Origin of the sequence: Streptomyces sp. NPDC058576, assembly GCF_042718715.1 — a bacterium.
Lineage (GTDB): Bacteria > Actinomycetota > Actinomycetes > Streptomycetales > Streptomycetaceae > Streptomyces.
Genome location: NZ_JBHXPF010000027.1, coordinates 21,936 through 43,469, shown reverse-complemented (window position 1 = coordinate 43,469; position 21,534 = coordinate 21,936). Strand labels below are relative to the sequence as shown.

Annotated in this window: 19 protein-coding genes and 3 pseudogenes; 7 read left to right on the top strand and 15 right to left on the bottom strand. The window is 68.5% G+C overall.

Annotated features, from left to right (window positions below; all coding sequences use genetic code 11):
• Positions 1–761 precede the first annotated feature (761 nt).
• On the top strand, positions 762–1,037 hold the full coding sequence (locus ACFWRV_RS20090) for a hypothetical protein (RefSeq protein ID WP_384336347.1): 276 nt from the start codon (positions 762–764) through the stop codon (positions 1,035–1,037).
• A gap of 715 nt (positions 1,038–1,752) precedes the next feature.
• On the opposite strand, the pseudogene ACFWRV_RS20085 reads toward ACFWRV_RS20090, so the two are convergent.
• The 11 genes and pseudogenes from ACFWRV_RS20085 to ACFWRV_RS20035 form a co-directional block, all read right to left on the bottom strand.
• Positions 1,753–2,040, bottom strand: a pseudogene (locus ACFWRV_RS20085) (DUF3140 domain-containing protein).
• Positions 2,041–2,087: 47 nt separating this feature from the next.
• Entirely contained in the window at positions 2,088–2,315 is a 228-nt protein-coding gene (locus tag ACFWRV_RS20080) for a DUF2945 domain-containing protein (RefSeq protein WP_384336345.1), read from the bottom strand.
• 379 nt (positions 2,316–2,694) lie between these two features.
• Positions 2,695–3,537, bottom strand: coding sequence for a PIG-L deacetylase family protein (locus ACFWRV_RS20075; protein ID WP_384336343.1), 843 nt, complete (start codon positions 3,535–3,537; stop codon positions 2,695–2,697).
• Entirely contained in the window at positions 3,534–4,814 is a 1,281-nt protein-coding gene (locus tag ACFWRV_RS20070; protein ID WP_384336341.1) for a glycosyltransferase family 4 protein, read from the bottom strand. Before ACFWRV_RS20070 ends, ACFWRV_RS20075 begins: the two co-directional genes overlap by 4 nt.
• Complete coding sequence (locus tag ACFWRV_RS20065; protein ID WP_384336339.1) at positions 4,811–5,731, bottom strand: sugar phosphate isomerase/epimerase family protein; 921 nt, start codon at positions 5,729–5,731, stop codon at positions 4,811–4,813. The genes ACFWRV_RS20070 and ACFWRV_RS20065 overlap by 4 nt, the downstream gene beginning before the upstream one ends.
• On the bottom strand, positions 5,728–7,212 hold the full coding sequence (locus ACFWRV_RS20060) for a YcaO-like family protein (protein WP_384336337.1): 1,485 nt from the start codon (positions 7,210–7,212) through the stop codon (positions 5,728–5,730). Before ACFWRV_RS20060 ends, ACFWRV_RS20065 begins: the two co-directional genes overlap by 4 nt.
• Positions 7,209–8,036, bottom strand: a complete 828-nt coding sequence (locus tag ACFWRV_RS20055; protein WP_384336335.1) for an MBL fold metallo-hydrolase — start codon at positions 8,034–8,036, stop codon at positions 7,209–7,211. Before ACFWRV_RS20055 ends, ACFWRV_RS20060 begins: the two co-directional genes overlap by 4 nt.
• A gap of 2 nt (positions 8,037–8,038) precedes the next feature.
• The gene (locus ACFWRV_RS20050) at positions 8,039–9,166 is read right to left on the bottom strand and encodes a Gfo/Idh/MocA family protein (protein ID WP_384336333.1); all 1,128 of its coding nucleotides are present in this window, start codon (positions 9,164–9,166) and stop codon (positions 8,039–8,041) included.
• Complete coding sequence (locus tag ACFWRV_RS20045; RefSeq protein WP_384336331.1) at positions 9,160–10,224, bottom strand: class I SAM-dependent methyltransferase; 1,065 nt, start codon at positions 10,222–10,224, stop codon at positions 9,160–9,162. Before ACFWRV_RS20045 ends, ACFWRV_RS20050 begins: the two co-directional genes overlap by 7 nt.
• Positions 10,225–10,409: 185 nt before the next feature.
• Entirely contained in the window at positions 10,410–11,279 is an 870-nt protein-coding gene (locus ACFWRV_RS20040) for a hypothetical protein (protein WP_384336329.1), read from the bottom strand.
• A gap of 74 nt (positions 11,280–11,353) precedes the next feature.
• Positions 11,354–12,604: an inositol-3-phosphate synthase gene (locus ACFWRV_RS20035; protein WP_384336327.1), complete on the bottom strand. Its 1,251-nt coding sequence runs from the start codon at positions 12,602–12,604 to the stop codon at positions 11,354–11,356.
• A gap of 840 nt (positions 12,605–13,444) precedes the next feature.
• On the opposite strand from ACFWRV_RS20035, the gene ACFWRV_RS20030 reads away from it, so the two are divergent.
• Positions 13,445–14,254 carry a hypothetical protein gene (locus ACFWRV_RS20030; RefSeq protein ID WP_384336325.1) on the top strand — a complete coding sequence of 270 codons (810 nt, stop codon included), beginning with the start codon at positions 13,445–13,447 and terminating at the stop codon, positions 14,252–14,254.
• Here the strand turns inward: ACFWRV_RS20030 and ACFWRV_RS20025 are convergent.
• Positions 14,238–15,111: pseudogene (locus ACFWRV_RS20025) on the bottom strand (IS5 family transposase). The gene ACFWRV_RS20030 and the pseudogene ACFWRV_RS20025 sit on opposite strands and share 17 nt — an antisense overlap.
• A gap of 420 nt (positions 15,112–15,531) precedes the next feature.
• Here ACFWRV_RS20025 and ACFWRV_RS20020 point away from each other — a divergent pair.
• The 3 genes from ACFWRV_RS20020 to ACFWRV_RS20010 all read left to right on the top strand — a co-directional run bounded on the left by ACFWRV_RS20020 (position 15,532) and on the right by ACFWRV_RS20010 (position 18,623).
• The gene (locus tag ACFWRV_RS20020; protein ID WP_384336323.1) at positions 15,532–16,068 is read left to right on the top strand and encodes a Dps family protein; all 537 of its coding nucleotides are present in this window, start codon (positions 15,532–15,534) and stop codon (positions 16,066–16,068) included.
• A 202-nt stretch (positions 16,069–16,270) separates the two neighbouring features.
• Complete coding sequence (locus ACFWRV_RS20015; RefSeq protein WP_384336321.1) at positions 16,271–17,284, top strand: DNA topoisomerase IB; 1,014 nt, start codon at positions 16,271–16,273, stop codon at positions 17,282–17,284.
• Positions 17,285–17,681: 397 nt separating this feature from the next.
• Positions 17,682–18,623 (top strand): SDR family oxidoreductase, encoded by a 942-nt coding sequence (locus tag ACFWRV_RS20010; protein ID WP_384336319.1) that lies wholly within the window; start codon positions 17,682–17,684, stop codon positions 18,621–18,623.
• A 46-nt stretch (positions 18,624–18,669) separates the two neighbouring features.
• Here ACFWRV_RS20010 and ACFWRV_RS20005 read toward each other — a convergent pair whose 3' ends face one another.
• Positions 18,670–19,047: an ATP-binding protein gene (locus ACFWRV_RS20005; protein ID WP_384336317.1), complete on the bottom strand. Its 378-nt coding sequence runs from the start codon at positions 19,045–19,047 to the stop codon at positions 18,670–18,672.
• A 311-nt stretch (positions 19,048–19,358) separates the two neighbouring features.
• Here ACFWRV_RS20005 and ACFWRV_RS20000 point away from each other — a divergent pair, with 311 nt between their 5' ends.
• Positions 19,359–20,063: an SDR family NAD(P)-dependent oxidoreductase gene (locus ACFWRV_RS20000; protein ID WP_384336315.1), complete on the top strand. Its 705-nt coding sequence runs from the start codon at positions 19,359–19,361 to the stop codon at positions 20,061–20,063.
• Positions 20,064–20,155: 92 nt separating this feature from the next.
• Positions 20,156–20,413, top strand: a pseudogene (locus ACFWRV_RS19995) (alcohol dehydrogenase catalytic domain-containing protein); the annotation flags it as partial.
• 46 nt (positions 20,414–20,459) lie between these two features.
• On the opposite strand, the gene ACFWRV_RS19990 reads toward ACFWRV_RS19995, so the two are convergent.
• Together ACFWRV_RS19990 and ACFWRV_RS19985 are read right to left on the bottom strand one after the other, a co-directional pair.
• Entirely contained in the window at positions 20,460–20,714 is a 255-nt protein-coding gene (locus tag ACFWRV_RS19990) for an HU family DNA-binding protein (RefSeq protein WP_384336313.1), read from the bottom strand.
• A gap of 244 nt (positions 20,715–20,958) precedes the next feature.
• A complete protein-coding gene (locus ACFWRV_RS19985; RefSeq protein ID WP_384336311.1) occupies positions 20,959–21,372 on the bottom strand; it encodes an SRPBCC family protein in 414 nt (137 codons plus the stop codon).
• Positions 21,373–21,534 lie beyond the last annotated feature (162 nt).

Below are 21,534 nucleotides of genomic sequence, written 5' to 3'. Positions count from 1 at the left end.
GGAGTGCCGAAAGCGCGGCCGCATGCTCCGATGGAGACCTTGCGTCGCTCGAAGTGGCCTAGGAATTCATGCCAATCATCGCCGGTGGGGACGCGGTATTCCTCGCTTGGGCGAAGGGACCGGCGGCGGGCGAGGAAGGCCATGGGCGCCTGGATCGCCTCCTCGGGGTAGACGGCCTTGTAGCCGAGAGTCACGTTGATGTCCTGGTGACCTGCGATTACCTGGGCGATCTGCGGCGTAGTCCGCTGAGGATGGCATCGGTGATGAACATCTGTCGGAAGTCGTGCGGTGTGTATCGGAGTGGTTCGCCGACGGCATCGGTCAGCCCGGTGTCGATGAGCGCCTGGTCCAGCATGGTGCGGACGGTTTCGTCGGTGAACGCCCGGTCCTCTCCGCAGATGCGCCGTTGGAACAGCTCCGCAGATGCGCCGTTGGAACAGCAGTGGGGCGGGCTCCTGCCACACGCATTCGCCGCGGTCGTAGGAGGGGACCAGGGAAACGGCGCCGGTGGTGTTCCGGACTCGGCAGATGATCGCGCTGAGGACGTCGGCGAGCTCGGGGCTGACCAGCAGGAGCCGCTCAGTGTCCGTCTTGGACGGAACGATCTGCAGAAGGGGACGAGTTCACTGGTCGGTCACGCCAGGGCAGCCGGGGTGGGGTCGAGGGCGCACCAGTCTCCGTCGAAGAGGGGGGCGATGAGGGCTACGTGGTGGGCGGGGAGTTGGCCTTCGCGGTGTGAGAACGGTACCGGTGACTGCGCTGTGCAGCGCGAAACGCGACGGCAGTGGCAGGCCGGGCAGGTCCGCGGCGAGAACGTCGTGCCGCAGGCGCCGCACAGCCAGTTCGGTCTCGAAGCGCTGGTCCGGTCAGATCCACAGGCGACGCAGCGTGCCGTACCGGAAACGGGCGACCAACTCTCCGGCGTCATGGCGCTCCTCACTCGATTCGCGCTCTGCGCAGGCCGCAATGGCACCGGGGCACGCACCTGCCGTCATGAAGGCGAAACAGGCAAGCTCCCCGCTGTCCAGCACATGTGACTACACCCATCACGGTCCGCAGGTGTGGCACGCCGCTGAGGTCGTCCCTTGGTGTTCGCGGAAGAGGTTGCCGAAGCCGTCCGTGCGGTCGGGACCGAGTACACCGAGCAGCTTCACCAGCTGCTGTTGACAAAGCGGAGTGAGGCTGGTTGCGCACTGAAACTGCAGAATCCTGTCCTAGGCCACGCTGCCGCCACCACTCAGCGGGGGGACGCTCAGGCCTCCCTGACGGCCTGCTCGCCGACCTCGGCCGCCCGATCTGTGTGTAGGTACGGGGCTCTGCCTGAGCATGGTGGGCGACGACATCAGAGGGCTGATTCGGTCCCAGCAAGATGCCGTCAGGGACGGGGTGCCGGTCAGCAGCGCGCATTTCGAGGACCAAGCGGCTTGGGGCAGATGCGGCTTCAGTACCGGGCCTCGGGGGTGAGCACGACGAGTCGCCCGCCGACCAGCCGGACGCCGGCTGAGGTGCGCCGAATACGGCCGGCATCTGCGGTCGGGCGCGGCGGCGGGGTCGATAAGCGCGCGATGCGAGCAGTGAGGATGCCGATGCAGCTTCGTCGGCTGGCGGGATGCGGCGATCGAGGGGACTTGCAAAGTTTCAGGAGGAAGGCGACCGCCCGCCGGAACTGCCCCCGGGTTGAAGGCGGCCGCACCGGCGCAGAGTGTTCGCCGGTACAGCCAGCCATGACCGAGGGTCCAGCCTCGGGCCGGATCATTTCAAGGGGTCGCTTCCCCGGTTCATCAGGAAGTAGCGCCAACGCCTGCTCTCAGTGTCACCGCTCGGACGCTGTTCGGAATGACCGTTCACGTAGCCGACGACTTTGCGCATGTAAGCGAGGTCGTCACCGCTGAGGTCGTCTTTTTTCGTTCACAGGAGGTCGACGACCCGTCTCTCCGAGGCGCTGCCGACGCTATCACCTCCGTTGCTCTGCCCAGCCTTCTTCGAATATTTCGTCTCCAGCCAGCTCTCCAACTCGGCGGGAGGTAGAAACTCTGTCACGGAACTTCTTCCGCCAGTGGTCCCGGTCGACGTTGCGTTGCTGGGGGTCACGAGTTCCTGTCCTTTCTGCGCAGAGCACTGGGCTTATGCACCGCGTCGCGGCCAGACTTATCGCTCTTCACCTCGTACTGAGGCTTTTCCTTGGAGGCCTCTACGGTGCGCCCGGCCGCCTCGGCTCGGCCGGCGATCTTCTTCTTGATCTTTCCGGTGACGGTATGGCCGTGACTTTTCCAGGAGACCTTGTCACCCTTACTCAGATCGTCATTGCTCGGCACAGTGTTCTCCATTCTTTGCGCGCCCTCAAATACTGATGCGGAAGGGAGAGTCGCTGGAAGGATTTTCCGTTTCCTCCGGCAATCCGCGTACCTCGGCCTGCGAACGGCCGCATGGGCTTCCCCGGAGACGCCTCGGCACGCCCGCAAGTCGCCGAGGCGAAGAGCATTTGCCAGAGGACCGCTCCGGCGCACACGTCCAGGATCCACCACTCGGCCTATGCGTGCACCCTGTGCCGCGAGGGACCACGGACTGGGCACGGAGAGCAGAGCCTCTTTCCGTTGGGTGAAGGCGGAGAAGGCAAGTCGGCGAGAAAAGCCAAAGGACCACGTGCGAGCGAGCTGTTCTCGGCGCTGCCCGGACGACGACCCTGCCCACGGATCAACAGTCCACCCCAGGTTGCCTCTCCTTGTGATCTGCTTCGAGCCGCTTGGACTCCTCGAGCAGTCGACGGGCGTGAGGTCCGGCGCGCACTACCTCGACGTAGGCGTGCAGCGCCCGGGTTCGGATGGCCTCGGAGCGGGCCGCTGAGGACAGTTTCTCGGTGGCTCGGTCAGGGCCGCCGAACTGGAATCCGAGCTGAGTCGTGTAGCACTGTGCAGCAGCGGCCTTGTCCGCCAGAACAGCCCCGATGTCGCAGGTCACTTCGCTTGTTTCGCTGCGCTCGCCGCGTGAAGATCCGGAGTCCGGGTTCGGTGCGTGTGCTGCGTAGGGCATGTCGCGCCACCAGACGGTCCGTGAGGGCGGGGCCTCGGCGGCGACCGCCTGAGCGGTGATCACGTGGTCGAGATGGTTACCGATCGCCTGAGGGGCAAGGACAAGGTCTGCGAACTGCAGATGCCGGCGGAGCAGACGTGGCAGCTCGGCAGCGGCTCTGTCGTCGCGGTGCGGTGGCATGAAGAGTTCGCGGGGGCTGTTGTACCCGCGGTGAGGGGCCTCGGGCAATGGCAGGTGGATCGGGGCGAGCAGGCCCAGCTTCTCCTGGGCGGCGTGGTCTTCGGCGCGGCGAAGTGCCATGTAGTCGACGTCGGCCGAGAGCCCCTTGTCGAGCTGGGTGGACAGCGCGAAGGGGCAGGGGTCGTCGACCGACGCGGTGAAGCAGGTGACGACTCGTACGTGCCAGCCCCTTCGGGCCAGCAGTGCCAATACGCCTCCTGCGGAGAAGACCGCGTCGTCGAGGTGCGGGCTGATGGCGAGAGCGGTGCGAACGCCTGGAGCGGTCACAGCAGGTGAGGTTCGCGACGGAACCGGCAGGAGAAGTCCGTGGCGGGTTCTGGAGACGAGTCGGCCGTAGGTCTTTTGGGCGTTGTTCTCGTCGGCCATGCGGCACGGACTTCGTCGTACACGGTGCAGATGCGGGCGGCGGCCACGGGCCAGGACCATTCGTCCGCTACTTGTCGAAGTGCCTCGTGTGCCAGGCGCTGGCGTAGTGGTGCGTCTTCGAGCATCCGGGCGACGGCTTCGGCCAGGGATTCGGGGTCGTGCGGTGGAACCAGGAGCCCGTTAAGGCCGTCACGTACGCAGTCTCTGACTCCGACCACGTCGGTGGAGACAACGGGGAGCCCGGTGGCCATCGCTTCCAGGATGGTGTTGGAGAAGCCCTCGGCCCAGGTGGGGCTGACGAAGATGTCCCCTCTCCGGTAGACGGCCGGAGCGTCATGGTAGGACGTGGGGCCGAGGACCTGGACTGTATCGGCCAGGTCGGGTTGAAGTGCCCGCTGGGTCAGCAGGTTCAGGTCGGGGCCGGTGCCGGAGACCAGCAGCCGCATCCGCCTTCCTCCCGCGCGAAGGAGCCGTGCGGCTTCCAGCAAGTCCATGACGCCTTTACGGGCGTCGATCCGGCCGTGGTAGAGGAGCACCGGGGGGTCGCTGAGGGTTCCGATCTGCCGTTCGGTCGTGGGGTGGAAGAGGTCGGTGTCGGTGGCTCCGGAGATCACGGTGAAGCGCTCGGCCGGCACTTGGTGGCGGGCCGCGACGTCGGCTCTGAAGGAGGGGGAGCCGATCAGCAGGGCCGGTGCTTCCTCAAGAACCCGGCGGATCGCCCTGCGGTGGGTGGTGCAGCAGGTGCCGATCCAGTGGCCGTCGCCGCCCTGGATGGAGACGACAGCCGGGATCCCGAGTTGTTCGGAGGCTTCGAGTACGGCCAGCCCTGTCGGATAGCCGTACTGAGCGTGCAGCAGGTCCAAGGGCTCGTCGGCGTGCAGGCCGGCGATCGTGTCGCGCAGGGTGGCCACATCCGCCTCGAAATCGGCGGGCAGCCCGGCCCCGACGGCCTGCTCTCCCAGAGACTCCAGGGCTACCAGCGTTACGCCGTCGGGAATCCGCTCGGGTGGAGGAGGGCCGCCGCCGTAGACGGAGCGGCCTTGCTGGTCGCCACGGTACTGGGACACCAGGGTGACGTCATGGCCTGCACCGGTGAGCGCGCGCAGCAGGTTCTCCGCGTAGGCGCTCATGCCCGAGACGGCCGGCCAGTAGCGTCGTGAGACGAAGCAGATCCTCATCGCGTCACCTCCGGTACACCGGTGGAGGTGGAGATCGAGGGGGCCAGGCACCCGACGCTTCCCATGCGTTCGGCGTCCTGAAGTGCTGCGAGCGCGGAGCGCACAAGGGTGTCTGCGCGGTGGGAGTCACGGGACAGTTCCAGGCTCACCAGTCCGCCGTACCGCACGGCGGACAGCGCTCCGAGGACTGCGGGCAGGTCCATGTCGCCCTCGCCCGGCGCGCGGTGTTCATGTCGCCCCGAGGGCATGTCCTCCACGGCGACCGCGCCGAGATCCCCTGCGTGCCGCACCACCGCCTCTTCGGGGGTCAGGTCGCCGGTGACCAGGCAGTGTCCGGTGTCCAGGGCCAGCCGCAAGCCGGGAACCAGGGCCGAGAGCCGCAGCCAGTCGGCGCAGTCCTCTACGAGCATCCCCGGTTCCGGTTCGAACGCCGCCGCCACGCCCCGCTCGGCCGCGTACGCCGTCACGTTCCGCACTCCCTCCACCAGGTGGCTCCATGCCGTCCCTCCGGGTGAGGTGTCCGTGCCCTTCGCGGGGACGCCCGCCCAGAACGAGACGGCTTCGCTGCCCAGGTCGGCGGCGATGTCCACGCACCGGCGCAGGAAGGCCACCCGGCGGGCCCGGCCCGCCGGGTCCGCGGTGACCAGGGTCGGCTCGTGCTTGTGCCGGGGGTCCAGCAGGAATCGTGCGCCCGTCTCGACGGTGCTGCCCAGACCGAGGCGGTCCAGGCGGCGGGCCAACGCCGCCGTGCGGGCGGCCAGGTCCGGTGCGAACGGGTCGTGGTGGGCCACGTCCACGGTGAGCGCGACCCCGTCGTAGCCGGTGTCGGCCAGCAGCGCCAGCGCGTCGTCCAGGCGATGTGAGCTCATGCCGTTGGTGTTGTAGGCGTAGCGCAGCTGGTGGTCGGTGGGTGTCATCTCGTCGCTCCTGCGTCAGTGCGGGCCAGCGTGTGCCGGTCGGGTTCGCGGTACAGGGGGTACAGCGCACCGACTGTCCTGCGTGCGTGGTCGATGTCGAACCAGGCGGGTCCGCCCAGCCGTTCGCGTGCTTCAGCCGTGAGGTGCACCGGCCGTGCTCCGCGGTGAGGGAGGGGGCCCACCCCGGCCAGGGGGTGCTCACGCTCCTGGAGCCTGCGTACGCCGCGTTCGCCGATCCGCGCGTACGACATGGTCTCTACCTCCATGCCGGGGACGAGCACCTTGACGGTATGGGCCCCTTGAGCGCTCGCGTCGACCACCAGGACATCGAAATCTCGAAGGCGTCCCAGCAGGTCTTCCAAAAGGTCGCGGGGGGCGTCGAGCGATCCGGCGGACACGGTGGGCAGGGCGGAGAAGGCGATGGTGGAGCGGCGGGACAGCACAGTGGGCTCCAGCAGCTCGCGTAGGCGCGGGGCGTCCAGGGTGCTCCAGGTCCTCATCGCCGCCAGTGCCGCCGGTTCCTGGGACTTCATCGGAACGGACAGCTCACGCTCCAGGTACCCGGGCGGGGCGATCCGGGCGACCGTCTCCAGCGGGCTGTGCGAGAACACCTTCCGCGCGCGGGACGAGACGTACTCCGTCAGCGCCTTGCGCAGCGCCGTTTCGCGGTCGGGGTGTGCGGCCTCGCCGCACGCGGTGAGCGCCAACGCCGCGCTCTCCGCCTCCTGCGAGGTGTCGTCCGTGCCGACGACATGGATGTCGGCGAGGCCGAACTGGGTGGAGGCGAGCTTGGGCAGAACCTGGATGCCGACGTTCCGGAGCCGGTCCAGGATGTGGCGGGTGACCGGGTCACCCACGTCGTCCAGGTCGATGACCACGCCTTGGTCCATGGCGCGGTGGGCGGTGGCGTTGCCGTCGCGCTGGAGGATCTCCAGCAGCGCGTGGGACAGAGCCCGCTCCGGGGAGTCGCCGGCTCCCAGGCCGTTGCAGACCGGAGTGGTCAGCCAGCCGCCGGGCGGGGGGCCGCCGGGCAGGTCCGCCGCGCTGGAGGCGACGAACTCGGCGGGCACCATGACCTCTTCGCCGGTGCGGTACCGACGGGCGGGCACCCAGTCCAGCGGACGCTCGGGGGCGTAGTCCGCACCGGCCGGCAGCACGAGGCCTACGGGGTCGGCGACCCGGTCCCGGCCGCGGGCACGGACCAGTTCCGTGTAGGAGGCGCGACTGCGCTCGGTTCGGGCGAGGTGCCGTGCCAAAAGCACCTCCTCGGCGAGTTCGCCGTAGGCACCGATACGGGCCTGGGTGAGGTCCGCTCCGTATCCGCAGGAGTTCTTGAGGACGCCTGCGGCGTCGGCGTGGTCGGCCGAGACGACCGGGAGACCGGTGCGGTCCCCGGTGCTGATGTCGAAGTGCTGCTGCTCGCCGGGGGCCATCGCGTCCCGGTAGGCGCTGACCACCGGGTGCTCGTCGGCGGCGCTCACCGGTCGGCTCCCAGGAGGAGAGGGGCCGTGTCAGGCCGGCCGGTCAGCTGGTGGTCGAAGAGGCGCAGGACGTCCGCGGTGGTCACGGGGGCGGCGAACTCGAAGGGCGTGGCGACCGCTTCGAAGTCCAGCGCGCCGATCACCGACCGGTAGTGGCGCACTTCGTCGTGGGAGAGCGGGATTTGGGCGTGGTAGGCCTTGTGGCAGGACAGGGCGCGGGGCACGGCGCCGTCCAGGTCGACCTTCAGGGCGTCGCCGCAGAAGAGGATCTTGCGGCGCTCGTCGTGCAGCACGCAGTGACCGGGGAAGTGTCCGCCGGTACGGTGCACGGTCAGGCCGGGCGCCAGCTCGAAGCGCTCGTCCACCGGCCAGGTGACCTGGAACGCCTTCGTCCACACCAGATCCCGCACGCCGACGGCCACGACCGGCGGGGCGAAGCGGTCCTGCAGCTGCCACAGGGCCCCGTAGCCGTGGACATGGCTGGCGCCGAGCCGGCCGATCCCACCGAGCCGCTCGATCTCGGCCAGGGCGTCCGGCGGATAGTAGGGAGCGCCCTCCCAGGCGACGTTGCCGCCCTCGGCCTCGATCAGCCAGCCCGTCGAACCCAGGCCGAAGGAGGGCAGGGTGCGAAATCCGGTGACGCCGGGGACGGGGCGGTGCCAGTCCGCGACCAGCAGGGCTTCGACGGCCTTCTCGTCGGGGAAGCTCCAGCCCTCCTCGGGCAGCGCGTTGCGCACGTCGCAGCAGACCGGGCAGGCGGGTGGGGTGGCGAACCAGCGCTGCCAGTGGCCGCAGTTGGCGCAGGCGTACATCGTCAGGGTCATCGTCAGCCTTCCTCGACGGTGGACGGGACCGGCATCGGCGGAGCGGCGGGCCGGCGGGTGGTGCGGGGCAGGGCGTCCAGCAGCAACCGGTGCAGGGCCAGATCCCGAGTGAGCGGCCACGGCCAGGCGGCCTGCACCGCCTGGCCGTCGCGCACGGCGACCGCGGCTTCGGAGAACTCCCTGACCTGGACGGCGAAGGGGGACGCCGCGGTGTCGAACGGCACGGGCACGCGGCGCGCGCTGTCCACGCCGGTGAACCAAAGCTCTCCCCCGGCGTCCTGGCCGAGTGTGTCGACGGCGGTCAGCTGGCCGAGCGTGCCGATGACCTCCAATCGGCGGCGGGGCAGCGTGTCCGGGGTGTTGTAGGCGACGTGGAGGGAGACGAGGACCCCGCCACCGGTGCGGCCGGCCAGTACAGCACCGTCGTCGACCGCGTAGGGGTGCACCTGGTGTTGCACCAGTGCCGTCAGTTCGGCCACGTCATCCCCTCCCAGCAGGACTCCCACCAGGTCCAGGCCGTGCGGCGCGAGATCGAGGGCGGCACCGCCGCCCGCCCGCACCGGATCGGTGCGCCAGTTGTCGTAGGGGCGTCCGTCCGGCGACCAGGCGGGTGGCAGCCAGCAGCAGTAGGTGATCCGCACCGCCGTCACGGTTCCCAGAGCGCCGGAGGACACCACCTCCCTCCCCGCGCGGTGGCCCGGATGGAAACGCTGGTCGTAGGCGGTGGCCGCCAGGATGCCCGCCTCGTGGCATGCGGCGACCAGGCGCTCCGCATCGGTGAGGTCGGCGGCCAGCGGCTTCTCGCACAGCACGGCGACCCCCGCAGCCGCGGCCGCCGCGGCCACCGGGAGGTGGGCGTGATTGGGCGTCGCTACGTACACCGCGTCGGGCCGGTGTTCGGCCAGCAGGGAGGCGAGGCCGGCGGCTGTCACGGCACCGGGCGCCCGGCCGGCAAGCCGTGCGGCGGCTGCGGGATCGGCGTCGGTCACGGCGACCAGACGCGGCACCACGCCGGCTGTTCCGTCGGCGGCCGCCAGGAGTCCGGGCAGGAAGTGATCCCGGGCGACCCATCCGCATCCCGCGATCGCCCACCGGCACACGGCGGCGGCTCCGTGTCCCGTATTCACCATCCCTCCGGAAGGTCCAGGAGCACCCGGCGGCGGGCCAGGTCGACAACCTCCGGCGTCAGCCGCCCGGCCCGGGCATCGGTGAGCACGGTAGGAGAGAGATCGACACGGTCGGGCAGAAAGGCGCGGGCGGCGGCTTCGTACTCCGCTCGCCAGCGTTCCCCCGGCCAGCGCAGCGAGCCGCCGCTGTAAAGCGGGTTGCGGCGCAGAGGCCGGCCGGCCACGGGCCGGTCCACGGACAGCGGGCCGTACCCGGGGGGCGGAGACGGGACGCTGACCACGGCCATGGCTTCGCAATCGGTCAGCGCCTCCGGCGTGCGAGCACGTGGGCGGGTCCCTGCCAGTGCGGCACGGGTGAGGTCGGCGTCGTCGTAGCAGACCGCCCCTGGCAGGAGGGCAGACCATCCGGCCGGATCCAGCGGCAGGCCGGACACCGGCCCGGGAACGAGGGCGTTGTGGCAGTGGCCCAGCACGACCCCGCCGCCGGCGGCGTACGACAGTGCGCGGCCCACCATTTCCTCCTTGTGCGGCAGAAAGTACAGCGCGTCGTGGCACGCCACGTACGCCGGCGTGCCTGGAGGTTGCAGCGGCCAAGGAGCGGTGACGTCGGCGCATACCAGCCGTGCTTGCGGGACGACGAAGCGACGGGCCAGCCACAGCTTGGCGAAGACCACGTCGATCCCGGTCACGTCCCGGTGCCCGCGCAGCCGCAGTTCCCTCAGCAGATGTCCCGTCCCGCAGGCCAGTTCGAGTACCGGCAAGACACCTGGGGAATGCCGTGCGGTCAGAGCGAGCACAGCCAGCCAGGTCGGATCGCTCCACCGGTGCAGGAAATACGCGCCGACCCTGCCCATACCCAGCAGCGTCACCGCCTCGCGCAGGGTCCGCGCCGTCAGAACGGCGCGCAACGCCTCGGGGGTGGGGGCCGGACCGTCCCACCAGTCGTCGCTGTCGGCGAGCAGAACAGAAGCGGCACCGTCCGGATCGCCCGCCTCGATACGACGTACCGCCTGCTCGCGCAGTTCCTCGCGGCCGGTGCGCAGCCAGGGAATGCCCGCCACGACGGGCCAGCGTCGTTCACCGTCAGACAGCAACCCCGGTCCGCAAGAACGCAGCGGGGCCCCGTTGCCGGGGCTGACCAGAGTGGTGGCCCGGCCCTGCGACGTCGCCTCCGCGACCGTCCGGTCTTCGGCAGCCGCAGAGCCGGCCGCCGCGCCTCCGGCCGCCGCGTGACGGGCCGTACGGCTCATTTCGTCTCCACCGCGTCCAGTACGGCCCGGTGAAAGCCGGACACCGGCGAGGGGTGAACCAGGTCCAGGTCTTCCAGGGCTTGTTCGGCGGTGAAAGCGGCGGCCCGCGCGTGGTGGCGAACCTGAAGGACGCGGTCGAGGACGTCAGCGGCGTGGAAGGCGCGTGCGGCCGGTGCGTCGGCTCCATCGCGCAGTGCGAGCAACGAGGCCACGCGCGCTGCGAGGGTTTCGGGCAGGCCGTCGAGTTGCTGCCGGGTCAGCGCCGAGAGAACGGCGGGCAGGTGTTGGCCCAGGAGTTGTTCTCCGGCGAAACCCGCGTCGGGCAGGACGGTGTTGTGCAGGTGGTGGGCCAGGCCGAGAAGGAAGACGTCGCCAGGAGCGGCGCCGAACGCATCGGCCAGCAGAACTCCGTAGACAGCCACCGCCCAGCAGTGGTCGCCGTGGCTTTCGGGCGGCTCCGCCATCAGCCGTGGTCTGCCCGGGCAGGTGGCGCCCGCCCGGGGCTGGGTGCAGAGCGCCGACGCGAATCCCGGGGCACGGTCCTCGTCAGTGCCCTGCACCAGATCCGGCAGGGCTTCAGCAAGGAGGCCGGCGGTCACCGGGTCGACGAGGCCCGCGTGCTGGGCGACCGACCGTTCCAGCACAGCCACCGCCTCACCGGCGCTCAACCCGCACCGTCGCAGGACCTGGCCGTCGATCCCCGCCAGACGCGCACCGGCAACGGCGGCGGCGCACTCGCGCACGGCAACCCGGTCGGGCTCCTCGTGCCGCACCAGCTGCGCCCATGAGCGGCAGAACGCTCGTTCGGCCATCGAGGCGCCGCTGCCGGCCGTACGCACTCGCTTGAGGTCGCCGATCTCGCGCAACAGCGGAACGACCGCCCGCAGGGCCCCGCGCGGCACTTCCCCGTCCCGCCGCGCGGGGTGGGGAGGAGCCTGCGTCACGACCGCCCGTTCGTCACGGCCCGGCCCGCGTCGTCCAGCCAGTCCAGAAGAGTCTGTTCCTGGATGTGCAGGGCGTGCTCGGGAACGCTGCCGTCCGAGGTCATCGGGGCCTTGAAGAAGAACCCGAACTGCTCCTGCACTCCGCTCTCACCGCGGCGCCGTGCCTCGGCCAGCAACCGGATCAGCTCCAGCACCAGCGGCGCGGCCAGGACGGAGTCCCGGCACAGGAAGTCGATCTTCATTTGCATACGGCGGCCGAGGAAGCCCACGAGGTCGATGTTGTCCCACGCTTCCTTCTCGTCACCGCGCGGCCGGTAGAACTCGATGCGCACCTGGTGGTCCTCCACCGGGTAGCCGAGCACCTCGTCCAGCACCGACTCCTTGGTGGCCATCTTGCTGGCCATCGAGTCGGGGTCCTCCAAGGCCCGTCCGTCGCGGTTGCCGAGCAGGTTCGTGGAGTACCACCCCTCGACCCGCAGCGCACGTGATCGCAGCGCGGGGGCGAGGACGGTCTTCACCATGGTCTGCCCGGTCTTGCCGTCCTTGCCGGCGATCGGGACGCCCTGCTCCTCGGCCATGCGCATGAGAGCGGGAACGTCGGCCCCGCTGCTGGGGGTGAAGTTGAGGTAGGGCATGCCCTCGCGGAGTGCCGCGTAGGCGTAGAGCATCGCGGGAGTGATCGCCTCGTCGCCGGTGTCCAGCGCCGCCTCGAACGCCTCGGTCGAGGCGAGAGCAGGCGAGGCGGGATCGGGCAGGCGTTCGGTCGAGGCGAGATTGACCACGACCACCTCGTCCAGTCCCTGTTCGTCCCGGAACCGCCGCAGGTCCTCCCGGATACGTTCCGTGCGCTCGCGCAGGCTGTCGATGGGCACGACGTTGGCGCCGGTCACCCCCCGGCAGTACTCCCTGTCCGCCACCGCCGGCCACGGCTTCAGCTGCTGCAGCCTGGGCGCGGCAGCTTCGATCTGCGCCGGTTCCAGAACGCCGTGCAGGTGCGCGGCCTTGGCCAGGTCGTCGGCCGAGAGGTCCCAGCCGCCGAACACCAGCTCCTCGTAGGGCACCAGATCCGTACGCGAGGCCAACGGCAGGCCGTCCCGGCCGCTGATGCCCAGCTTGAGCAACTCCACTCCCGCCACGGCTGTGGTCGCGACGGCTCCGCCCAGGCCGACGATGGCGGCACCAAGCCGGCCCGTCGGAGTCTCCGAGCTCTCGTGCCGGGCGGATTGTTCCTTGGTCGCTCCGTGCATCACTTCTCTCCGTTCGTCCGGCCCACGGGACACGACCCAGCTCCGAGCACCAGGCGACGGGCACGGGCAACGGTCCTGCGCGGTCCAAAGAAGCCTTCTCCATGCGGCAGAGGATTCGCCGCACGACGCGACTCAGATTTCGCGCGACCACTGATCGGTGCAACCGCAGAAAAAGTGGCCCTCGCTCGACGTTTCGTCATGTGCTGCGCACCGGATAGGCGCTGCGCGGGGCCCGTAGCCGATGTGCTACGACCAGTCACTCACCTTGAACGGGAGGGCCGAACGGGTGAAGTCCGCCTTGCATGCACGACGGCGGCCCGCATGCCGACCCGGACGGTCAGCATCACCTCGAAAGGCGCGGCATGAGCGGCCGTACGCTGGTCAGATGCACAGTGCTGAGCTGCTGCCGGATGAGAGAACCGAGCGGGCCGTCGGCGACATGTGGTGCCGACTGCTGGACGCCGGCTGTCGAGCCAGGCCGCACATCGGCATCTGGCGATCGCCCGTACCTCGCCCTCGCCACGGTTGAGCACGGGCCGGCGGAGGTGCGTGTGAGGTTGAATCAGCCCCTCGCCGTCCTGCTTGCCCGTGCCCTTGCAACGGGGCGGCACGGTGCGGTTCGCCAGCAAGGTCAAGGTGCTGCCCGAAACCGAGCTGCCGGGTCTGGAGGAGACGGTGTGGCGAACGCTGCAGCGTGCGGACGGCTTACAGCGCCTAACAGAATGAGGTGACGTTGCTGTCGCTCCAGGTAGGAGATGAGTGTCCGGTCCCTCGACGTTGGGCTCTATGAGTATCTGTACGGGTAGCAGCGGTCCGTGCAGCTAGCGAATCATGGCCGTCATGACGACCACCTTCTGGATCGTGATACTCGTCCTGGCTGTTCTTCTGGCTACCATCGCTGCGACCTGGCCCGGTTCGCCGACTCTGAGCCGACAGCGGAGACCCTGGATACGCCGCGTGATCGACTTACCTTTCACTATCGTCTTGGTGCTTGTTCTCGCAGCGTGCGGGCGCGCGACCAGCGAGAAGACCGTGCGCAAACTGGCTGGCAGCCCAGAAGCCCTGAAGGCGCGGCAGGAGGTGGAGTTGGCCAGCCGGGACGTCATCGCCGTCTGGGACGCCGAAACGCCGCTCACGCTGGGGCTGGTTGTTCTGGAAGATGTGTGTGTTGGCGGGAGCGCGAAGGAGCTGTTCCTCCCGACAGGCTCCGACAGGTACAAGATCAAATGCATGATGTCCGTTGCTGCCTACTTTGGGGCAGATCCCCGCCGGATGGCCGACACCATCGACGGAGTGCTCAGCGCAGGAGACCGTACGGGACCTCCCATCCCCTTCAACCATGAGTTCCACTACGCGCGCGCAGTCGTCGACTACTACCGCGGGAAAGCAGGCGACCCGCAAGGACCAGGAACCGGGGAACCAACACACTTTTCCGGCGGCACCACTCTCACCCTCAGCTGGGACCAGGTGCGCAGTGGGAACACAGGTCAGCTGATTGAAGAGCCACGCCCATGCAGCCCCCATGATCCGCCGGTGCGACGTTGCCTCAACGAGCCTGCCTTGACCAGCGTGGCGGATCTGCGACGCGAGTACGGGATGGTTTTCAAGATCACTATGCCTGTCGAGAACTACTTCACCGTCTGGAAGTAGCCAGATTGGTCTCACGGGCCGGCATCGGCCTTCGCAGTGAGTCGATCTGTCGATGGGTGATGAGGCAGCAGGCGAGTTTGAGGAAGGCTTCGTGGATGTCTGCTCGGCGTTCCCAGCGGATGCGGAGGCGTTTGAAGCCGTGGAGCCAGGCGAAGCTGCGTTCGACGACCCAGCGGTATTTGCCCAGTCCGGTGCCGTGGAGGGTGCCGCGGCGGGCGATTGCCGGGACGATGCGGCGTTGCCGGACCTGGTCGCGGTAGATGTCGTGGTCGTACCCGCGGTCGGCGAAGAGTGAGTCCGGCCTACGTCGCGGATGCCCGACCCGGCCCCTGATAGGTGGGATGGCGTCGATCAGCGGCAGGAGCTGGGTGACGTCGTTGCGGTTGCCGCCGGTGAGGATCACGGCGAACGGTGTGCCGTGTCCGTCGGTGATCAGGTGGTGTTTCGATCCGGTTCGGCCACGATCGACCGGACTCGGTCCCGTCTGGCTCCCCCTTTTACGGCTCGCACGTGGCTGGAATCGACCACCGCACGCGACCAGTCGAGACGGGCCGCCGCGTTGAGCTCGGCCAGCAGCACTTCATGCAGCTGCTGCCAGACGCCGGCCTCGTTCCAGTCCCGCAACCTCCGCCAGCACGTCATGCCCGACCCGAAGCCCAACTCCTTTGGCAGGTACTCCCACTGGATGCCGGTGTGCAGCACGAAGAGGATGCCGCACAACACCTGCCGGTCGGGCAGCGACTTGCGTCCAGGGTGCCGAAACCGACGCTTCTTGCGCGGCAGCAGGGGCTCAATTCGCTCCCACAGGTCATCTGACACGATCCACGGCGAAGTCCCGATGCCCGGACAACGCCCAACTCCTGACGCGGACACGGTCAACAGCGCCGATCCGCGTCATTGTGTTAGCCGTTGTTAACCCCTACACGTCACCGAGCGCTGGAAGCCGCACATCACGCTCGACCGCGGACGCTACGCCGCCTGGTCCGGTCCCGACGCCACCCCGCTCCCCCGAGCATTCGGCGGCTCCGAGGCCGTCGTGACCAGCCGGTGGGTGAGCGCCCGGGCATACACCTTCGTCGTTCACTTCGCGCCTGCGCTCGCGACTTCACCTTTCGCTTCCGTAGAAGGAATCCGTACTTCCCACGACCTGTGGTCACGACGCCACCGACAGGCGAGAAATGAACCATTCTGTTCTTCTGAGAGGACCCGCACATAACCAACTGAGGGGTATCACCGTGCCATCAGAAAGTTCCCAGATCCCGTACACCGTGCCGGGAATGAGCACTCAGGACAGCACCAAAATCATCGTCGAACTGCAGATGCGTCCGCACGCGCTCAACGACCTGCACCTCACCTTGAAGCACGTGCACTGGAACGTGGTCGGCCCGCATTTCATCGCCGTGCACGAGATGATCGACCCGCAGGTCGAGCAGGTGCGTTCCATGACGGACGACCTCGCCGAACGTATTTCTACCCTCGGCGGTGAACCCAAGGGCACCCCTGGCTCCCTGGTCGACAAGCGCACCTGGGACGACTACTCGATCGGTCGTGCCGAGGCCATTGAGCACCTTGGCGCCCTCGATCTCGTCTACACGGCTGTGATCGAGGACCACCGCGAGGTGATGCAAGCCACCGAAACGCTCGACCCGGTGACCCAGGACATGCTCACCGAGCAACTGCGCGGTCTGGAACTCTTCCAGTGGTTCGTCCGCGCCCATCTCGAGTCCAGCGGTGGCACGCTCAGCACCCGCGGTGCCACCTCGGAGAGCAGCGCTGCGGGCGAGGCCGCCGATCACGCCCGCCGCCAGCCCTGACGGGTCTCCTTCACCGGGGCGACGCCGGTTCCGACCGGGGATCCCGCCATGGGACCGTCGCAGTCTTTCGCCGACTGGGCCTGGTGAGCCCGGACCGACGGGCCGACGGACCGGTGCCCGGCAGCCGCCCAGGCCGCGCTCTGCCGCATCGCGGGATGAGGGGAGGCTGCGATGGTCACGTATGAGGCCCCGAAGAGGATCTATGCGACTGCGTACCAGTCACCCGTCGGAGCCCGGATACCGGCGTATCAAGCAGGGGCGCGGCTTCCGCTTCGTCGATGCCGATGATCTCCGGATCACCGATGAGCCGGAGCGCCGCAGGGTCAGGGAACTGGTCATTCCTCCGGCATGGCGGGAGGTATGGATCTGCCCTTGGCCCAACGGCCACGTGCAAGCGGTGGGCACGGACGACGCGGGACGCCGTCAGTATCTCTATCACCCACAGTTCAGGGCGCAGCAGGAACAGGCGAAGCACGACCGGGTGCTGGAGGTGGCGGCCGCACTGCCCGCGGTCAGGCGGCGGGTGGCACGGGACCTCGGCGGCCGGGGGCTCACCCGCGAGAGGGTACTGGCACTGGGGGTGCGGCTGCTGGACCTCGGCTTCTTCCGCGTAGGCGATAAGCAGTACACACGCACGAACGACTCGTACGGGCTGACCACGGTGCGCCGGGACCAGGTCACCTGCCGCAGCGGGGAGATCGGCTTCGACTACCCGGCCAAGAGCGGGCGGCAGTACTGCAGGGAACTGGTCGACGACGAATCCTTCACCGTCGTACGGGCTCTACTGAGGCGACAGGGCGGCACCGACCGGCTGATCGAGTACTGGGAAGAGCGGCGCTGGCACCAGGTGGAGGGCAGCGACCTCAACGAGCACCTGCACACCCTGTCCGGCCACTCCATCACGACGAAGGACTTCCGCACCTGGCACGCGACAGTGCTAGCCGCCGTCGCGCTCGCCGTCTCCGCAGAAGCGTCAAAGAACTCGAAGGCAGCCCGCAAGCGCGCGGCTTCACGTGCAGTGCGGGAAGTAGCCAACTACCTCGGCAACACACCGGCCGTGTGCCGCGCCTCCTACATCAACCCGAGGCTGTTCGAGCTGTTCGACGAAGGGGTGACCATCGAAGCCGCACTCCCGGATCTCGGCGCCCGCGGCCGGAAGGGGCCGCTGGCCACGCAAGGTCCCGTGGAGAAGGCCGTCCTGCGCTTGCTGAGCTGAACCAGAAACTTGGTCGGCGCGGCTGTCACCGGGCATACGCGCTGGACGGTCCGCTGCCGCAGGCTGACTTCCCGTGCTGACGGCAACGGCACGGTGCGCATTGCTGCCGCGCCCCTCGTTCGGGCCGGCAGGATTGCCGTCACCGTCGGCCGCAAGCCGAACCGCTGCGTCGTAGACAGGTAGTGGAACACCCAGCGTCCGTGAGCGAGCGAAGCGCGGTCACGGGCAACAGACCTGTGGTGCGCCGCCTGCTCGCAGCCCGCGAAGGGTGTCCGAGAGACTCCTGCATACCGGCCTGGCCCGGGGGCACAGGGGGTGCGTCAGCGGTGCGTGGGCCGACGGTGCTGCGGGTGGCCGGTCAGCTTGCACCGGCACTCGCTCGGAGTGAGGAGACGCGATGCGAGACACCAACCTTTACCGATACCGAGCTCCCCGTGCTCCCGGCTCTCCTCTGTGCGGGCGCGTTGCGGTCGTCACTGGCGCCGCGCGCGGTGTCGGTGAAGCCCTCGCACGAAGCCTCTCGGATGCTGGGATGCACCTGGCTCTGCTCGGACGGGAGAGCAAGACCCTGGAGGAGGTCGCCGCGAGTCTGCCAGGTCCGAGTATCTGTATCGAGGCGGATGTCACCGACTGTGCGGCGCTCGTGGGCGCCGCCCGTCGGGTAGAAGCGGAGCTCGGCCCCGCCAGTGTCGTCGTGGCCAACGCCGGCATCGCGGTGAGCGGCCCATTCAAGGGCACCGCCGCCGAGCTCTGGCAACGGGTCATCGACGTGAACCTCATCGGCTCCGCCAACACGGCCCGCGCGTTTCTGCCTCAGCTCACCGCCACCCGGGGGTACTTCCTGCAGATCGCCTCGACCGCCGCGTTCGGCGCAGCGCCCATGATGAGCGCCTACTGCGCCTCCAAGGCCGGGGTGGAGTCGTTCGCCCTCGCGCTGCGCGGCGAGGTCGAACCTGACGGGGTCCAGGTCGGTATCGCCTACCTGCACTGGACCGGCACCGACATGCTCACCGGCATCGATGGCCACCCCGTCCTGGCGGCACTGCGGCGTAACCAGCCCCGCCCCGCCCGCCGCGTCCACACCTCCGGCCAGGTCGCCCAGTGGCTCACCCGGGGCATCACCCACCGCGCGCCGCACACCTACGCCCCACCCTGGCTCCGCTGGTGCCAACCCCTGCGCCCGCTGTTCCCCGCACTCGTCGCCCGAATCACCCGGCGCGAACTACAAGAACTTCCCAGCGACACGATGCACCTTCCCGCTCAAGTCCTCGGTAGCGGAGGGCGTGCGGACTGGGAGTCCTACCAGGCCTCCCGCTCCTCCTCCCCGGACGGCGAATAGCCCGGACGAGGCGACGGTGGGCCGAGCAGGAATCCGGCGTGGTGACCTACTGGGCGAGGAAGGCGCTGACGGTCTTGCCGCCGGAAGGGCGGTGGATCACCGCGGTGGTGCGTGCGAGACGGGTGACCATGCGCCAGCCGCCGGTGGCACCGCTCTGGTCGGGGGTGCGCAGGCACGGGACCCGTGAGCTGGCGTCGTCGACGGCCACCTCGATGAGATCGGGGTGGACGCCCAGTCGGAGGGTGTAGGTTCCGCCTCCGTGGCGAAGGGCGTTAGTGACGAGTTCGGAGACGACCAAGACCACGGAGCCGGCCGCTTCCGGGGCGACGGCCGGCTTCCGGAGGCTGTCGAGGAAGCTCCGGGTCCTCTCGCGCGCACCGGCGACGGTGGGCGTGGGGCGGATGGCGGTAGCGTCGACGCACACCGTGTTCGTCAGGTTTACCCTGGTCTCCTCGGCTCGCCGCTGCACCGCCGACCTACCCGGGAATCTCCATCTGCCCCGCCCCCGCCTCCCTTACCGCGCAACACTCGACTTCCTCTGCGTCAGGCAAGCGAAAAACTGTCTTGGCCGCAGTAGACATTGGGCTTCGGGTACGGCTTCTCTCGTAGTCGAGATCAATAAGGCTCGGCAGAGACGAACTGGCAAGCAGTCGTGCCGCAGTTGCCCTCCTGACGATGCGAGAACCGGGCTATAGAGGTAGGAAGTGCCCTATGTCTGATATCAAGCCTTTGGCCGTGGTCACCGGTGCGTCGAGCGGGATCGGCTTCGAGCTCGCGCGGCAGCTCGCGAAGCGCGGCTTCGACCTCGTCGTGAACGCCGAAGATCATGACCGTCTGTACGCAGCGGCGCAGCGGTTTCGCGAGGCGGGCGCACAGGTGGAGGTCGTCCAGGCGGACCTGCGCGCCTATGACGAAGTCGAGCGCTTGTACGCGGTGGTGGCCGCGGTGGGGCAGCCGGTGGCTGTCGCGGCGCTGAACGCGGGCGTCGGATGCGGCGGGGCGTTCCACGACAACATGCTTGCCGACGAGCTGGAGGTCGTCGACCTCAATGTCCGGTCCACCGTGCACTTCGCCAAGCGCGTGCTGCAGGACATGGTGGCCATCGACGCCGGCTACGTGCTCATCAGCTCCTCCATCGCGGCGATGATGCCCGGCTCCTACCAGGCGGTGTACAACGCGTCCAAGTCGTTCCTGCAGTCCTTCACGCAGGCTTTGCAGAACGAGCTCAAGGACACCGGAGTCTCGATCACCGCACTGATGCCCGGCCCCACCGAGACGGACATCTTCCACCGCGCGGGCATGGACGACACCACGGTCGGCCAGCAGGTCAAGGACGATCCGGCACAGGTGGCCGAGCAGGGCCTGGACGCTCTCTTCGCCGACAAGCACCGGATCGCCGCCGGGTCGGTCAAGACCAAGGCGCAGGGACTGGCCCTCTAGCTCTCGCCGGACGCGTCCAAGGCCGAAATCCACCGCAGGATGGCAGAGCCCACATCGCGCGACCACGACAGCACGGACTGAGGGAGAAGCCCATGAAGGCGTTGACCTGGCACGGCAAGCGCAACGTGCGTATCTACACCGTGTCCGACCCGGAAATCCAGGACCCAACCGACGTGATCATCAAGGTCACGACGACCAGACTTTGCGGGTCCGACCTGCACCCCTACGAACTGTTCGGACCCTTCCTCGAAACCAGCGACATCCTGGGCCACGAGCCGATGGGCATCGTGGAGGAAGTCGGCTCGAAGGCGACGAACGTCCGGGCCGGCGACCGCGTTGTCGTCCCCTTCGAGTGGGAAGCCTTGCCGCCGGACGTAAGGCCTTTTCCTGGGACTCTCAATCAGTGCTGTTCACGTATTGACTGAGGGCTGCACCCGGCCGCAGAGCCGGCTGCGTTTCCTCGATGTGGAAGTCCCCGAAACCGAGAAGAGCGACTGTCTCTCCCCTCCTAAGGCCTTCCGCGATGGCTCCGGCCCTCTCCACCGTGCCGAAAAGGGCATCGATAACCTGACCGATCGTCTCCGGGGGCACCTCGGCACCGTGATCTGCCGTCTTGCGCGCGACCGTCTCAACCAGCTCACTCTTATCCACTGCTGCTCTCCCGTTCTGGGTTCTGCCAGTTCAACGGTTTTCCCCTCATGGTGTTCGGAGGTTGCCGCTGGACGCCGCGGCAGGTTCGGGGGCGGACGAAAGCTGAGGTCGGTCAGGCCACCGGCTCGGCGGCGGTTTTCGCATGGAGGCCCTGGCCTGCCGACCTACCGTCGGCCTACTCTCGGCCGGATGGCAAGCCGCTTGCCGCTTCGTTGTTTCGTGAGCGTTGACAGCGGCGGAATGCCTAGTGCTCGGCGCTCTCGACGGCGGACTTGATACCCGTCAGTGCCTCCCGCAGCCCGTCTTGTACCGGCGGGCCGTCCGTCTGCTCAGTATGCAGTTCGACGGTCAACACGGAGTGGGATGCTTCGTCGCCGGGGGCGACATGCAGTCGGCCACGGTAATGGTGCGGACCGGCCGCACCCCACTCCAAGCTCTTGCTTTCCTCGACGACGCGCACCCAGGCCTCGCTGGTGACGTCCTGTTCCGGAGCGTCTGGCGGGTCGATGTGAGCGGTGACGGTGACCTGCTCGCCACCGTGAGGGCGCGCGGATGTCAGACGGGGCATATAGGCGGGCAGGTTCTTCACGTCGGCGAGGTAGGAGAAGAGCCGATCGGCTGGAACCGCAACCGTGATCTTGTTGTCGTAGTCACCCATGGATTCCGCAGTCCCCCGAGCGGCAGACGACGAAACCCGCGCCGCACCAGCGCCCTCCGTATGGCGTACGACACGGCGTCGCCCGGTCGGCAAAGCAGCGCCATCTCCCCCGGAGGCCAGCCAGTCGGTCGGGGATTGCGTACGTGCGGTCTTCTGGCAGAC

Coding starts and splice junctions, on each gene's coding strand:
- ACFWRV_RS20070 (WP_384336341.1), bottom strand. CDS start 4,814: ATGAGGATCTGCTTCGTCTCACGACGCTACTGGCCGGCCGTCTCGGGC.
- ACFWRV_RS20065 (WP_384336339.1), bottom strand. CDS start 5,731: ATGACACCCACCGACCACCAGCTGCGCTACGCCTACAACACCAACGGC.
- ACFWRV_RS20055 (WP_384336335.1), bottom strand. CDS start 8,036: ATGACCCTGACGATGTACGCCTGCGCCAACTGCGGCCACTGGCAGCGC.
- ACFWRV_RS20050 (WP_384336333.1), bottom strand. CDS start 9,166: ATGGTGAATACGGGACACGGAGCCGCCGCCGTGTGCCGGTGGGCGATC.
- ACFWRV_RS20035 (WP_384336327.1), bottom strand. CDS start 12,604: ATGCACGGAGCGACCAAGGAACAATCCGCCCGGCACGAGAGCTCGGAG.
- ACFWRV_RS20030 (WP_384336325.1), top strand. CDS start 13,445: ATGACGACCACCTTCTGGATCGTGATACTCGTCCTGGCTGTTCTTCTG.
- ACFWRV_RS20020 (WP_384336323.1), top strand. CDS start 15,532: ATGAGCACTCAGGACAGCACCAAAATCATCGTCGAACTGCAGATGCGT.
- ACFWRV_RS20015 (WP_384336321.1), top strand. CDS start 16,271: ATGCGACTGCGTACCAGTCACCCGTCGGAGCCCGGATACCGGCGTATC.
- ACFWRV_RS20010 (WP_384336319.1), top strand. CDS start 17,682: ATGCGAGACACCAACCTTTACCGATACCGAGCTCCCCGTGCTCCCGGC.
- ACFWRV_RS19985 (WP_384336311.1), bottom strand. CDS start 21,372: ATGGGTGACTACGACAACAAGATCACGGTTGCGGTTCCAGCCGATCGG.